This is a genomic window from Enterococcus haemoperoxidus ATCC BAA-382, from assembly GCF_000407165.1.
Lineage (GTDB): Bacteria > Bacillota > Bacilli > Lactobacillales > Enterococcaceae > Enterococcus_L > Enterococcus_L haemoperoxidus.
The window spans coordinates 848,169-861,756 of record NZ_KE136479.1 but is presented as its reverse complement, the minus strand read 5'-3'; the positions used below and the strand labels follow the sequence as shown (position 1 = coordinate 861,756).

The 13,588-nt window shown below is 36.6% G+C and carries 16 protein-coding genes; 1 reads left to right on the top strand and 15 read right to left on the bottom strand.

Annotated elements, in window-relative coordinates; translation table 11 throughout:
• The first annotated feature begins 115 nt into the window (after positions 1 to 115).
• Positions 116 to 736 carry an FMN-dependent NADH-azoreductase gene (locus I583_RS04085; protein ID WP_010763302.1) on the top strand — a complete coding sequence of 207 codons (621 nt, stop codon included), beginning with the start codon at positions 116 to 118 and terminating at the stop codon, positions 734 to 736.
• A gap of 45 nt (positions 737 to 781) precedes the next feature.
• On the opposite strand, the gene I583_RS04080 is transcribed toward I583_RS04085, so the two are convergent.
• The 15 genes from I583_RS04080 to smpB all read right to left on the bottom strand — a co-directional run bounded on the left by I583_RS04080 (position 782) and on the right by smpB (position 13,575).
• Positions 782 to 1,948, bottom strand: a complete 1,167-nt coding sequence (locus I583_RS04080; RefSeq protein ID WP_010763301.1) for an AI-2E family transporter — start codon at positions 1,946 to 1,948, stop codon at positions 782 to 784.
• A 4-nt stretch (positions 1,949 to 1,952) separates the two neighbouring features.
• Complete coding sequence (locus I583_RS04075) at positions 1,953 to 2,315, bottom strand: PTS glucitol/sorbitol transporter subunit IIA (RefSeq protein WP_010763300.1); 363 nt, start codon at positions 2,313 to 2,315, stop codon at positions 1,953 to 1,955.
• 239 nt (positions 2,316 to 2,554) lie between these two features.
• Positions 2,555 to 3,160, bottom strand: a complete 606-nt coding sequence (locus I583_RS04070) for a 3D domain-containing protein (RefSeq protein WP_010763299.1) — start codon at positions 3,158 to 3,160, stop codon at positions 2,555 to 2,557.
• 409 nt (positions 3,161 to 3,569) lie between these two features.
• Positions 3,570 to 3,746, bottom strand: a complete 177-nt coding sequence (locus tag I583_RS16420) for a DNA-directed RNA polymerase subunit beta (RefSeq protein WP_010763298.1) — start codon at positions 3,744 to 3,746, stop codon at positions 3,570 to 3,572.
• 14 nt (positions 3,747 to 3,760) lie between these two features.
• Complete coding sequence (murA, locus tag I583_RS04065; protein WP_010763297.1) at positions 3,761 to 5,059, bottom strand: UDP-N-acetylglucosamine 1-carboxyvinyltransferase; 1,299 nt, start codon at positions 5,057 to 5,059, stop codon at positions 3,761 to 3,763.
• A gap of 106 nt (positions 5,060 to 5,165) precedes the next feature.
• Complete coding sequence (locus I583_RS04060) at positions 5,166 to 5,402, bottom strand: DUF1146 family protein (protein ID WP_010763296.1); 237 nt, start codon at positions 5,400 to 5,402, stop codon at positions 5,166 to 5,168.
• Positions 5,403 to 5,743: 341 nt separating this feature from the next.
• Positions 5,744 to 6,163 carry a F0F1 ATP synthase subunit epsilon gene (locus tag I583_RS04055; RefSeq protein ID WP_010763295.1) on the bottom strand — a complete coding sequence of 140 codons (420 nt, stop codon included), beginning with the start codon at positions 6,161 to 6,163 and terminating at the stop codon, positions 5,744 to 5,746.
• A 17-nt stretch (positions 6,164 to 6,180) separates the two neighbouring features.
• Complete coding sequence (gene atpD / locus I583_RS04050) at positions 6,181 to 7,587, bottom strand: F0F1 ATP synthase subunit beta (protein WP_010763294.1); 1,407 nt, start codon at positions 7,585 to 7,587, stop codon at positions 6,181 to 6,183.
• 261 nt (positions 7,588 to 7,848) lie between these two features.
• Positions 7,849 to 8,769 (bottom strand): F0F1 ATP synthase subunit gamma, encoded by a 921-nt coding sequence (locus I583_RS04045; RefSeq protein ID WP_010763293.1) that lies wholly within the window; start codon positions 8,767 to 8,769, stop codon positions 7,849 to 7,851.
• Positions 8,770 to 8,784: 15 nt separating this feature from the next.
• The gene (atpA, locus tag I583_RS04040; RefSeq protein ID WP_010763292.1) at positions 8,785 to 10,341 is read right to left on the bottom strand and encodes a F0F1 ATP synthase subunit alpha; all 1,557 of its coding nucleotides are present in this window, start codon (positions 10,339 to 10,341) and stop codon (positions 8,785 to 8,787) included.
• A gap of 28 nt (positions 10,342 to 10,369) precedes the next feature.
• Entirely contained in the window at positions 10,370 to 10,912 is a 543-nt protein-coding gene (atpH, locus tag I583_RS04035; protein ID WP_010763291.1) for an ATP synthase F1 subunit delta, read from the bottom strand.
• Positions 10,899 to 11,426: a F0F1 ATP synthase subunit B gene (gene atpF, locus I583_RS04030; RefSeq protein WP_010763290.1), complete on the bottom strand. Its 528-nt coding sequence runs from the start codon at positions 11,424 to 11,426 to the stop codon at positions 10,899 to 10,901. The genes atpH and atpF overlap by 14 nt, the downstream gene beginning before the upstream one ends.
• A gap of 376 nt (positions 11,427 to 11,802) precedes the next feature.
• Positions 11,803 to 12,015 (bottom strand): F0F1 ATP synthase subunit C, encoded by a 213-nt coding sequence (atpE, locus tag I583_RS04025; RefSeq protein WP_010763289.1) that lies wholly within the window; start codon positions 12,013 to 12,015, stop codon positions 11,803 to 11,805.
• A 41-nt stretch (positions 12,016 to 12,056) separates the two neighbouring features.
• Complete coding sequence (gene atpB / locus I583_RS04020; protein ID WP_010763288.1) at positions 12,057 to 12,773, bottom strand: F0F1 ATP synthase subunit A; 717 nt, start codon at positions 12,771 to 12,773, stop codon at positions 12,057 to 12,059.
• A 337-nt stretch (positions 12,774 to 13,110) separates the two neighbouring features.
• Positions 13,111 to 13,575, bottom strand: a complete 465-nt coding sequence (smpB, locus tag I583_RS04015; protein ID WP_010763287.1) for an SsrA-binding protein SmpB — start codon at positions 13,573 to 13,575, stop codon at positions 13,111 to 13,113.
• Positions 13,576 to 13,588 lie beyond the last annotated feature (13 nt).

Sequence of the window (13,588 nt, the reverse complement as noted above, 5' to 3'; positions counted from 1 at the left end):
ATGAATACTTGTTTTTTTATGGAATTTAAGTAAAAACTTGATTTTCTTACTTTTTATTAGTAAAATAGTTTTTGTTTATAAATAATGATACTTAGGTATTTAAAGGAGATTTTACATGTCAAAATTACTTGTTGTCAAAGCACACCCGCTTACTAAGGAAGAATCTCGTTCTGTCCGAGCATTAGAAACTTTTTTAGAAAGTTATAAAACTCAAAACCCAGCTGATGAGATCGACGTACTGGATGTCTACGCTGATTTTGTTCCAGAAATTGATGAAGAATTACTTTCTGGTTGGGGTGCGTTACGTACTGGTACTGAATTTACAGCTCTAAATGAAAGCCAACAAACAAAGGTTGCTCGTTTCAACGAATTGACAGATCAATTCCTAGGCGCTGACAAAGTCGTTATCGCTAACGCTTTGTGGAATTTAAATGTCCCAACTCGCTTAAAAGCATGGGTTGATACGATCAATGTCGCTGGCAAAACGTTTAAATATACTGAAGAAGGTCCTAAACCTTTAACTAATGGCAAAAAAGCTTTGCATATTCAATCAAATGGCGGTTTTTATGAAGGTCAAGATTTTGCTTCTCAATATGTAAAAGGTATTTTAAACTTCATTGGTGTTGCTGAAGTCGATCAATTATTTATCGAAGGAATCGATCACCATCCGGAAAAAGCCGAAGAATTATTAGATGCAGCAATGGACCAAGCAACAACTTTAGGAAAAACATTCTAAGAATCGAAAAGCCGAAACAGACAGATTTGTCCATTTCGGCTTTTTTTATTCAAGTTTTCTTAATTCTTCTTCTTCATGATACAGACTTGAAACATCTTTATACCATTCAAATATATGCGTAATGATGACCTTAGCTGCGGCATAGACAGGTATTCCCAGAATAACGCCTACAACACCGAATAACTTGCCAGACGTCAACAGCACGACTAAAATCGTCACTGGATGGATGTCTAACTGACTACCTAATACTAAGGGGGAAATCACACGTCCTTCGATCGTTTGCTCAATAACAAAGACGACTAACACTTTAGCTAATAAAACTGGTCCACCTACAATTCCTAAAAATACAGCTGGTACCATTGCCAGAAATGAACCAAGATACGGTATCAAATTAAGAAAACCTGCTGTGATACCCAAAGTAATCGCGTAATCCAGTCCAATAAATGAAAAGCCAAGAATAAACATTACAGCCACTGCAAACGCCACGGTCAATTGACCACGTATATAAGAAGACACTTGTGAATTGACTTCTCCTAGTACTTTCAATGTCGGTTTGCGCATTTTATTTGGTAAAAACTTCATCAAATACGGCGCTAATTGTTTGCCATCTTTTAAAAGATAAAACAAAATAAACGGCATTGTGATGATAGCGACAACAACGGTTGCAACAGCTCCTACAAAACTGCCTAATCCTTGTACTGTAAACGTAGAAATATTGCGAATGATATCTCCTAATGAACTAATCAATTTATCGCCCATATCCTCTAACTGACTGCGAAATTGTGCAAAAAAAGGATCGCTCAAAATTTCTTGCATCTTATTGTCGAGCGTATCGATATATTGAGGAAAATGATTTCCGAAACTAACAGTTTGTTCTTGAATTTTAGGAACAATTACTACAAGTCCCCAAATGATCAACGCAATCACAAGTATAAATAGTCCGATAATACTCCAAATGCGAGGTACCCGTTTCTTTTCTAGATAATCAACGACTGGATTCATTAAGTAATATAAAATACCTGCCATGATCATCGGTAAACCAACAACGCCGATAAACTGCCAAACTGGTTTAAATAAATACGAGACTTTTGTAAAAACGAGTAAAATCAACAAAATTAACAATACAATCATTAATGTCGTCACAACTTGATTATTTAAAAACCACCGCCAAAACCAAGAAAAGCGTTTATCTTTTTCTTTCTCTTGTTCCATTCAATCACACTCCACGAGACACGTATTCTATTATTGTTCCAACGTTGATTATTGGAAAAATGTTAGGAGTGAGGTACAAACCATTAACAATGGCATCTTCTTTTGGCACTTCTGCAAAAACCAAGGTCACATGGGCAATACTATTTAAGTTTTTGTTGGCAAAAGGTCCAACATAATCAATGGTATATTCTTGTTCATCGATCTTTAATAGATCCCCTTTTTTCATTTTTAAAGATTGAGTTTCTTGAAATTTTTGAATTACAGAATATTCTTTTAACCCCTCTGTGGCACTTTCACCAAAAAGTATGATCATCGGCTCTTTTTCGTCTAATGCACGAACACCCACTTCAGTAATTACAGCTTTCATATACTTATCGCTCCTTCTTCCGTTAATCAATCTTCATTATAACATATAACTTTTTTTCTTATTCGATATTTTAGATTTTTACACACTACAAAAAAAGTGATCAGACCATAACTCTTCGAGTCATGAACTAATCACCTGGAATCTGTATAAACAGTGATAGGAGAAATAACTTATTCTAAAAGCTAAATGTCATTTTCCCGAATCAAATATTAATTGAATGTATAAAACAGGCTACATTATCACGATAAAATCGTCACTGCAACTTGTCGTCTGCCCCAATTGATACATTGCGATACATCTGAAAAATGGAGGTCGATGATATTTCCTTTGATCGCGCCACCAGTATCACTAGCAACAGCTTCTCCATAGCCTTCAACATATAATTTCGTACCTAGTGGGATCACACTTGGGTCAACAGCAATTGCCATTGGATCAACACGTAAATCTTGTCCCATCGCTGTTAAATTACCTCCGCCAATAAATCCTTCATTACAAGAATAAGCGGTGGCTTCCATCGTTATCGTTTGACCTTCTGGCTTTGTGTTTTTAGGCTTTTTGTTTTCTAATTCAGCTTGTTTTTTTATAGCTTCTGCTTTTGCTACTTTTTCTTTTTCGATCTTCTCTTTATTTAAAATATCATTCTTTACTAGTTTAAATGCTTTTCCTTCTGTCAGTGAATAAATCATTGAACTAGATAAGCTTTGCGCTGTTTGTTCTGACACGACTGTATAACTAGTTAAGCTCTTCATTTCATTGTTCTTATTTTCCGCCGCATATACAGGAATCACTGACCCAGTAATAAAACAAGAAATAATAAATAACATTGGCAACCATTTTTTCTTCATTAAAATAGCTTCCTCCTTAAAATTCGTACGAAAGCTATCATAGCATGTGGTGAATCTACAAGGGTTACTATTTAATTAAAGCTACATTACAGTCTGTCAGAAAGCGCTTTAAAGATTGTTACATGGGAAATATTTTCATTTTTTTATAGTAAAAACAGCCCTAATCACATTTGGAAATACAGTTATATCAGGCATTATTTTATTTTTATTAAAAAGTTTTAAAAAAACAATAATCTAGTTATCTTTATTGTGTTTAGAAGTTAAAGCTCAGATAATGTTCTAAAAAACAAAAAAAACATCAAATATTACAAGAGTTTTACAAAAAATATTTAAAAATAAGCATTATTTTTCTTAAACAAAAAAAGCCAACCCAAACTTAAGAACTAGTTTGGATTGGCTTATAGTATGCCTATTTAAAAAAGTCTAGAATATGAGTCCAAATTTCTTCTTTGAACACATCTTTTGGATTTCCTCCACCGACTACTCCATAACCGATCATTGTGCCGGCAACAAATAAAATAATCACTAAGGCAATCACTACTAAAACTTTCAACAAAGTCACTATAATATAGCGTGTCGAACTCATATCTATTTCCCCTTTTAGCTAACTGTTGACATTTTCTTTTCTGTTGTTTTTTCGTCGTTTACTCGTTCCACTTTTGCACCCAATTTTTGAAGTTTTTCATGGAATTTGTAGTAACCGCGGTCTAAATATTCTAAATGTGAGACACGCGTGATTCCTTTGGCACGTAAGCCTATTAAAATCAATGCAGCAGCGGCACGTAAATCTGTTGCTTCTACAGCAGCACCTTGTAATGTTTGACTCCCATTGATAATAGCGATATTGCCGTCCATTTTCACATCTGCATTCATTCGTTGCATTTCTTCTAAATGTTGGAAACGATTTTCAAAGACAGTCTCAGTTACAACACTTGAACCATCAGCTACCATTTGTATTGCAGTCATTTGTGCTTGCATATCTGTTGGGAAACCAGGATGCGGCATTGTTTTGACATCCGTTGGTTTGATTACTTTAGGACCAATGACGCGTAAACCGCCTCTTTCTTCGCGAATAACAGCACCCATTTCAGTTAATTTAGAAATAAGCGGACGATTATGTTCAGGAATTGCTTCTTCTATCAAAACATCTCCTTCAGTCATCGCTGCTGCAACCATGAAAGTACCTGCTTCTATACGATCTTGAACAATCGAATGTTCAACTGCATGAAGTTTATCCACGCCTTCGATACGCATCATTTCAGTACCAGCACCGACGATTTTAGCACCCATTTTATTAAGGATATTCGCTAAATCAACGATTTCAGGCTCTCTAGCAACATTTTCGATTACTGTCATACCTTTGGCTTTAACAGCTGCCATCATGATATTTTGAGTCGCACCCACACTTGGAAAATCTAAATAAATCGTATTGCCGATCAATTCATCTGCAATTGCTTCGATATAGCCATTTTTTTGAATAATCTTTGCACCTAAAGCTTGGAAGCCTTTTAAGTGTAAATCAATTGGCCTTTTACCAATCGCACATCCACCAGGCATAGCAACTTTTGCATGACCATTACGAGCCAATAACGGGCCCATAACAACGATTGATGCTCTCATTTGACTAACATACTCATAATTTGCTTCGATGCCTAAAGGCTGCGTTGCATCTATTGTGACTTGGTTCTCTTCTTCATTAAAATCAATATCTACGTTTAAATGTTTGATTACTTGGTTCATTGTAAAAACATCAGAAAGAATTGGTACATTATTTAATGTTGTTGTTCCTTCTTCTGCTAATAGGGTTGCTGCTAAAATTGGCAATACTGCATTTTTAGCCCCTTCAATTTTCACAGTTCCTTTTAATTGGTTACCACCATGAACAATGATCTGTTCCATTTTGTTCCCCCCAAAAAAGTTAGAATTGGATGCTTCGATCCAAAATCTTTTCTATTATACCACTATTTACCAACAAATAGTATCTTTTCTTTTTATCCATCAATCCTTATGGGAAAAATACAGTAAATAAGTTACGGCACAATGCTAGAAACTCTAGGAAAAATGAGCTCACAGTAAACCCGATCACAATCGAAATCAAAACAATCAATAAACGGACTTGAGAAGTTTGATGAGCTTTGAAAAACTGTTCAATTCTGATCGATTGCATCGCCCAAAAACTTACATAGATAAACATCATGTGGCAGATGATCCGAATCACCGCATCAATACCAAAAAATTGCATAAATTGATCTCCTTAATTTAAAAGCGTAATGGGCTCCTTCAACTTCGAATGAAAAATAGAAAAATTTGAGCGTGACAATTCTTTTGTCACAAACATATTTTATCTTTTTTCAGAGAAGTTAGCCCGTAAAGCTAGACATCATAAAAGCGTAATAGGTTTCTTCAGCTTTGAGTGAAAATCTATTCAGCTTCATTAAACTATATAGAAATAGTTTATCACAAATTCCCTCAAACAAAAAATAAAGATTCTTAACTTTCATAAAAATAACATATGTAGGTATTTTGTCTTACTATAAGAGATGGCTGAGACATCACTATTTCGCTGTCTCAGCCACTCATAATTTACGTATGTTTTGACACATTGATTCTATTGATTGCTCGGTGAAGTGCAACAGTTGCACGGCGTAATTCATCCGTATTTGCATTTTCCTTCGCCTTTTCAATCATCCGCTCAGCTCGTTGTTTTGCACGTTCTGCTCGGCTTACATCAATATCTCTTTCACGTTCTGCACTATCGGCAATGATTGACACAATATTATCACGGACTTCCATAATACCGCCGTTTACAGCGATCCAATCTACGTGTGTATCAGAGTCCGTTCTTTTAACACGAACTTCATCGATTGCTAAAGGAACGATGATCGGTGCATGTTTAGGTAAGATACCAATTTCACCATCTGTTGTTTTTGCAACAACGATCGTCGCACGGTGATCATAAACCAATCCGTCAGGAGTCACCACATTGACAGTTAAACAATCCATTTCTGTGTCTCCTCCTTTTAGTAGTTCAACGTTTTAGCTTTTTCAATAACGTCTTCAATTCTACCAACACTACGGAAAGCTTCTTCCGGTAAGTCATCGTATTTTCCATCAAGAATTTCTCTAAAGCCTTTAACTGTATCAGCAACGGGAACATAAGAACCAGGTTGTCCAGTAAATTGTTCTGCTACATTAAAGTTTTGTGATAAGAAGAATTGGATACGACGGGCACGACCAACCAAGATTTTTTCTTGATCAGATAACTCATCCATCCCTAAAATCGCAATGATATCTTGTAACTCACGGTAACGTTGCAATACGTGTTGTACTTCTGTTGCTACAGCATAATGTTCGTCTCCAACAACTTCAGGTGCTAAAGCGCTAGAAGAAGAAGCTAGTGGATCAACTGCTGGATAAATACCCATTTCAGTTAAACGACGCTCTAAGTTAGTTGTTGCATCTAAATGGGCGAATGCTGTTGCAGGCGCCGGGTCAGTATAGTCATCGGCTGGTACATAGATTGCTTGAATCGATGTGATCGAGCCTTTTTTAGTAGATGTAATACGTTCTTGTAATTGACCCATTTCAGTTGCAAGTGTTGGTTGATACCCAACGGCTGAAGGCATCCGACCTAATAAGGCAGAAACTTCTGATCCCGCTTGTGTGAAACGGAAAATGTTATCGATGAATAATAACACATCTTGCCCTTCAACATCACGGAAATATTCCGCAATTGTTAAACCAGTCAAAGCCACACGCATACGTGCACCAGGAGGTTCATTCATTTGACCGAAAACCATGGCTGTTTTTTCAATAACACCAGAGTCTTTCATTTCAAAATACAGGTCATTCCCCTCACGAGTTCGTTCACCAACACCGGTAAATACAGAAATACCGCCGTGTTCTTGAGCAATATTATGAATCAATTCTTGAATCAAAACAGTTTTACCAACACCGGCACCACCGAATAGTCCAACTTTACCACCTTTTAAATAAGGGGCTAATAAATCGATTACTTTGATCCCTGTTTCTAAAATCTCATTACTTGTACTTAAATCAGCAAAGTCAGGGGCTTTTTTATGAATACCGCTACGAATCGCATCTTCTGGAAACGGTTCTTCTAAGTCGATCGTATCGCCTAAAACGTTGAAAACTCTTCCTAATGTTTCTTTCCCAACAGGAACTGAGATTGGTTTTCCTGTATCAATAACTTCCATTCCGCGTTGTAACCCATCAGTAGATTCCATTGCGATCGAACGGATGACACCGTCCCCTAATTCTAAAGCTACCTCTAGAACGACTTTTTGTTTTTCTTCGCCATTTTTATAAACGACTAATGCATTGTTGATATCCGGTAAGGATTGATCTAGTGAAAATTCCACGTCAACAACGGGACCGATTACTTCAACAATCTTTCCTGAACTCATGTGTCTTTCCTCCGTTTCGTTTAAAAAAGGTCATAAAAATATTGTTCAAGAGCGAGCAGTTGGAGCACAATCTGACTATCCACTTTTTGGGCATTCAGACTTTTGTGAAACTGCTGAGCTCTTGATATTTTTATACCGTTAAAGAGGTCATAAAACTATCGAAGGTTCGACAGTTTTATATCCTAACGAGGTCGTGATAAAAACCTGTCTTCTCTATTACTTAGTAAGAACTTCGAGCACTACAAGCTCGAATCTTGATTGTTACTCTAATGCAGCTGCACCCGCTACAATTTCGGTAATTTCCTGTGTAATCGCTCCTTGACGAGCACGATTATAAGAAATCGTTAAATCACTAATAATATTTTGTGCATTATCAGTGGCTGTTTTCATTGCTGTCATCCCAGCAGCATGTTCTGCTGTTTTTGCATCAATAATAGCACCATAGATCAAACTTTCAGCATATTGAGGAAGTAAATTATCTAAAATCGCTTCTTCTGAAGGTTCTAAAATGTACTCTTGCTCATATGTCGTTGCTTCATCTGGATCTAAATCAGAAATTGGCAGCATTTTTTCTACACGAAATTGGCTTGTCAATGAATTGATATGGTGGTTATAACAAACATACAATTCATCAAACACTTCATTTTCATACATCGTAGTCGCTGTTGAAACGATTTTTCGAACTTCATCAAAACTAGGTTGATCGCTTAAACCACGAAGCTCGTATGCAACATTTATTCCACGAGCTTTAAAAAAATCTGCTCCAGTTCCACCAATAGCGATCAAGACATATTCATCTTGAGATTTATGATCATCTGCCATCATTTTCATCGTTTGTTTCAATATTGAGCTGTTATAGCCGCCGACCAATCCTTTATCAGAAGTAATGACAATATAACCCGTTTTTTTCACTGGACGTGATGTCAGCATCATATGGTAATTTCCGCTTTCTGATGCTTCTTCATTGTCATATGAATCCAATTCTTCTAGATCACTCAATTGAGCTGCAACAAGATGCGTAACAATAGAACGGATTTTTGATGCATATTCTTGAAAACTTCTAGAAGCCGCCTCAGATTTTGTCAGTTTAGCGCCTGAAACCATTTGCATAGCGTTGGTAATCTGACTGGTTTTTTTAGTTGAAGCAATGCGTTGTTTGATTTCATTTAATGAAGCACCCAATTCTTGTCACCTCTCTTACGCATTTTGAATTGATTCAAGTGTATCCTTTGCTGTTGATCCTTCAGAATTAGCTGCGCTAAATAGTTCTTTGAATTCATTGATTGCAGCATCTAAATCTTCTGATTTTGGCAAATCTTTTGTTGTACGAATCGTCTCAAATAATTCAGGATGTTTTCCATCTAAAAAGTCGAATAATTCTGATTCAAAATCTAGAATTTTTGCAACGCTGATACTATCTAAAAATCCGTGAGTCAACGCATATAGAATAACAACTTGTTTTTCTACTGCCAACGGTGCATGTAATTTTTGTTTTAAAATTTCAACGGTACGACGACCACGGTTTAATTTAGCTTGTGTTGCCGCATCTAAATCAGAACCAAACTGAGTGAATGCTTCTAATTCGCGGTAGCTTGCTAAATCTAAACGAAGTGTACCAGCTACTTTTTTCATTGCTTTGATTTGAGCTGAACCACCAACACGTGATACAGAAAGACCTGCATCAACGGCTGGACGAGTACCAGCATAGAACAAATCACTCTCTAGGAAAATTTGTCCATCTGTGATTGAAATAACATTTGTTGGGATATAAGCTGAAATATCTCCGGCTTGTGTTTCAACAAATGGCAAGGCAGTCATTGAACCACCACCTAATTCATCACTTAATTTTGCCGCACGTTCTAGTAAACGTGAATGCAGATAGAAAACATCACCTGGATAAGCTTCCCGACCTGGAGGACGGCGTAATAGTAATGACAGTTCACGATAAGCTACCGCTTGTTTTGATAAATCATCAAAGATAATCAAAACATGTTTGCCGTTATACATGAATTCTTCACCCATCGCAGCTCCTGCATAAGGCGCAATATAAAGTAATGGAGCTGGTTGAGACGCTCCAGCATTTACGATAATTGTATAATCAAGTGCACCATAGGCTCTTAACGTTTCAACTTGGTTACGGACTGTTGATTCTTTTTGGCCGATCGCAACATAGATACAAATGACATCTTGACCTTTTTGGTTGATGATTGTATCGATGGCAATAGATGTTTTACCTGTTTTACGGTCACCGATCACTAATTCACGTTGCCCACGACCAATTGGTACAAGCGCATCGATTGCTTTAAGACCAGTTTGCATCGGTTGATCAACTGATTTTCTTTGCATAACACCTGGAGCTGCTGCTTCTACAGGACGTGTTTTGTCTGTTTTGATTTCACCTAAGCCATCGATTGGTTGTCCTAATGGATTAACCACACGACCGATCATTGCTTCGCCAACAGGGACTTCCATGATTTTACCTGTGCGTTTCACTTTGTCGCCTTCTCGAATGGTTTCAAAATCACCTAAAATGATAATACCGACATCATTGGTTTCTAAATTTTGCGCCATTCCATATGAGCCATTAGAAAATTCAAGTAGTTCTCCACTCATCGCATTTTCTAATCCATGGGCACGAGCGATTCCATCCCCAACATATGTGACAGTCCCAATTTCTTCGACTGCTAATTCTTGTTGATAATTTTTAATCTGTTCCTTAATCAAGGCACTGATTTCTTCTGCTTTGATAGCCATTCAATTCACCTCTTTATTGTGCTGAACGTTATTTTAATAACAATTCTTGGATTCGTTCTAATTGCTTGTGGATACTACCATCGATTACTTTATAGTTAGCTTCTATAATTACGCCGCCAACAATTTCAGGATCGATCAGATTGATTAAATTAGCTTGTTCATACCCTAAAAGTTTTGCTGCTTTTTCTTCCATTAACTGATGTTGTTCTTTCGTTAAAGGAACAGCCGTCAAAGCTGTGCCTAAAAGCAAGCTCTTATGTTCATCGTAGCGTCTTTCGTATTCATCGATCATCAATAATAAATCGATCATACGAGAGTAGTTATAAACAACATATAAGAAGTTTTCGATTGTTCCATCAAAACCGTTAACTAATTGTTTCATGATTTCGTCTTTTTCGTATGGTTCAAGACGGACGTCACTTAAGATCTCTCCTAATTCTGGAACTTCATGAAAAATCTCTCTAAGTTTTAATAAGTCTTGATAAATGCTGTCGGCTTCTTCATTTTCAATTGCCAGTTCAAACAAAGCTTTGCCATAGCGTTTACCTACCGTATACTTATCTAACTTCATTTGACTTACCTAAACCTTCAATATAAGAATTGATTAAAGAATCATGTGCATCAGGTGTCAATTCTTTATTTAAAATTTTCTCTGCAATTTGTAGAGACAAGCTCGCTACTTCATCTTTAACAGAGGCCAATGCTTCTTCATGCTCTTGAGAAATATCAAGACGTGCTTTTTCTCGTAAACGTGACACTTCATCATTGGTTTCTGCTAAGATTTTTTGACGGTTTTGATCTCCGTTCTCTTTCGCATGTTTAATAATTTCTGCTGCTTCAGATTTAGAAGAAAGCAATTTTTGCTGGCGTTCTTCTTGCAACTTAGCGGCTGCTATTCGAGATTGTTCTGCAGAATCTAAATCATTGGCAATTTTATCTTCACGTTTTTTTAACATATCAGTGATTGCTTCCCAAGCGAATTTCTTGATTAGAAGCATCAAAATTAGAAAAGCGCCACTTACGACAATCATCGTTCCAATTGTTGTACTAGGTCCTGCTTCACCGATTACTAAATAATCTAGCATGAAGTTTCAACTTCCTTTCTCTGCAATTCTCTTTGGTAATGTTGTTGAATTACGTTCTTTGTATGGTTTGATTCACCTTTTTTGGGTGAATGATTTGATGGTTCTTTTAATTGTTACTTCTCTCACTGCGTTCGCCAAGTACTGCTCAACATCTGCTCTGCCTTTGGTTAGAACTTTTGAAGTATACTTGATGTTTTGAGTGGTCTGCTTTATTTTGGAGAAGTTTGATGGTTCTTTTAATCGGTTACTTCTCTCTCTTCGTTCGCCAAGTACTGCTCATCATCTGCTCTGCCGGAGGCAGTCGCAGTGATTCGCAGCAAAGAAAGCAGTAACGCGTGGCGTTTAAAAAAACTCAGCGTCCTGCCTTCTAAAGAGATTATTTAAGCACTAATAACAATGCAATAACTACACCTAGAATAGGAACCGCTTCGATCAAGGCTACCCCGATAAACATTGTTGTTCTTAGTTGTCCAGCCATTTCTGGTTGGCGTGTCATTGATTCGATTGTTTTTGAGATAACTTTTCCGTTACCGTAAGCGGCTCCGATTGCTGCTCCGAAAACTGCGATTGCTGCTGCGATATAATTCATTATTGTTTTCCTCCTAAGAAATAGTTGTTTTTATTTATTGTTTATTCTTCGACTTCAACTTTATGAGCCATGTAAACCATTGATAATGTTACAAAAATAAATGCTTGAATTCCGCCGATAAATAATGAGAAGGCTAACCAAATCATCTCTAGCGGTATTGCGAGTGGAATTGTCCAAAGTCCAACGCTGGATACAAGTCCTGCAATCAGTCCAAGTAATACTTCACCGGCAAAAATATTTCCGTATAAACGTAGCGCCAACGTAAGCAAGTTCGTAAATTCTTCCATCAACTTGATCGGCATTAAGAAAGATACCGGACTTAAAAAGCTGTTTTTGAAATATCCTTTTAAGCCAAAACGACTAACACTGAAGAAATGTGTTAAAGCAATCATGATCAATGCTAATGTCAAGGTAACCATTGGATCGGCTGTTGGGCTCTTCCAATATGTGTAATCCCCGATTGCCACTTTCGTTACTAAACCAATGATGTTAGCAACTAAAACGAACATAAACATCGTGAATGCTAGTAGGTGAAAATTTGTTACTTCTTTACTCGGCATATTGTCGGTAATGATACTTCGAACAAAATCAATGAGATATTCAATGACATTTTGTTTGCCTTTAGGTTTCATTTGAATATTCCTTGTGCAGAAATATACTATCCCAAAGACAATGACACATGTTAACAGAACCATTAAACAAATCGTTCCGTCAAACCAAATTGGCCCAATCTTGAAGAGTAGTGTCTTCTCTTCCAAATTATTTCACCTCTTTTCCAACAAACTTGCGAGAAGCTTAAAAGGCTTCTATTTCTTAACCACACGTATCATACCACCAACGATGAATAATTTCAAAAGAATTTCATGAAAATTGGACACTTCTTTTAATATGACAAAATATTAAAAGAATAGAGTCCTTTTGGTGTTTGGCAGTACGAAGGTCAGTTACTGAAAAAACGATGAAAACTCATCATTTCCTTTACACTCTACCAAATTTTCCGCTTAAGATAAAGCAAAGAAAATAAATATGCGAAAAAGAATAAAATCAACTTTAAAATGGTTTTATTTCATGCAAAAATGCACGAATTTTGATAAATTATCTTAAATTATTTTTAAGTGTCCGGTTAATTTCACGATTGATTTCTTTACGCTTCAAATCTTCTCGTTTGTCGTATTGCTTTTTCCCTTTTGCAAGACCGATTAAAACTTTAGCATAACCATTACGGATATAAACTTTTAGCGGGATAATCGTGATCCCTGTATTTTTTGTCTCGGCAATCAATTTAGCGATTTGTTTTTTGTGCAGTAATAATTTTCTTGTCCGTAAAGGATCATGATTAAAAATGTTTCCCTGCTCATAAGGACTGATGTGTACATTGAGCAGGTAAGCTTCTCCATTTCTGATTCTAGCAAATCCGTCTTTTAAATTGATTCGTCCATTTCGAATTGATTTGATTTCTGTTCCTTGTAAAACAATCCCAGCTTCCATTGTATCAACAACAGTATAGTCATGCCGTGCCTTACGATTTTGGGCAATCAGTTTGCCTTCCCCTTTTGGCATACCCATTCCTCCG

Excerpts from the sequence above, each read along its gene's own strand:
- atpA (WP_010763292.1), bottom strand. The coding sequence starts at position 10,341 with ATGGCTATCAAAGCAGAAGAAATCAGTGCCTTGATTAAGGAACAGATT.
- I583_RS04060 (WP_010763296.1), bottom strand. The coding sequence starts at position 5,402 with ATGCAATTTTTTGGTATTGATGCGGTGATTCGGATCATCTGCCACATG.
- atpE (WP_010763289.1), bottom strand. The coding sequence starts at position 12,015 with ATGAATTATATCGCAGCAGCAATCGCAGTTTTCGGAGCAGCAATCGGA.
- I583_RS04055 (WP_010763295.1), bottom strand. The coding sequence starts at position 6,163 with ATGGATTGTTTAACTGTCAATGTGGTGACTCCTGACGGATTGGTTTAT.
- I583_RS04075 (WP_010763300.1), bottom strand. The coding sequence starts at position 2,315 with ATGAAAGCTGTAATTACTGAAGTGGGTGTTCGTGCATTAGACGAAAAA.
- murA (WP_010763297.1), bottom strand. The coding sequence starts at position 5,059 with ATGGAACAGATCATTGTTCATGGTGGTAACCAATTAAAAGGAACTGTG.
- I583_RS04070 (WP_010763299.1), bottom strand. The coding sequence starts at position 3,160 with ATGAAGAAAAAATGGTTGCCAATGTTATTTATTATTTCTTGTTTTATT.
- I583_RS04085 (WP_010763302.1), top strand. The coding sequence starts at position 116 with ATGTCAAAATTACTTGTTGTCAAAGCACACCCGCTTACTAAGGAAGAA.
- atpD (WP_010763294.1), bottom strand. The coding sequence starts at position 7,587 with ATGAGTTCAGGAAAGATTGTTGAAGTAATCGGTCCCGTTGTTGACGTG.
- smpB (WP_010763287.1), bottom strand. The coding sequence starts at position 13,575 with ATGCCAAAAGGGGAAGGCAAACTGATTGCCCAAAATCGTAAGGCACGG.
- atpH (WP_010763291.1), bottom strand. The coding sequence starts at position 10,912 with ATGAAGTTAGATAAGTATACGGTAGGTAAACGCTATGGCAAAGCTTTG.
- atpF (WP_010763290.1), bottom strand. The coding sequence starts at position 11,426 with ATGCTAGATTATTTAGTAATCGGTGAAGCAGGACCTAGTACAACAATT.
- I583_RS16420 (WP_010763298.1), bottom strand. The coding sequence starts at position 3,746 with ATGAGTTCGACACGCTATATTATAGTGACTTTGTTGAAAGTTTTAGTA.
- I583_RS04080 (WP_010763301.1), bottom strand. The coding sequence starts at position 1,948 with ATGGAACAAGAGAAAGAAAAAGATAAACGCTTTTCTTGGTTTTGGCGG.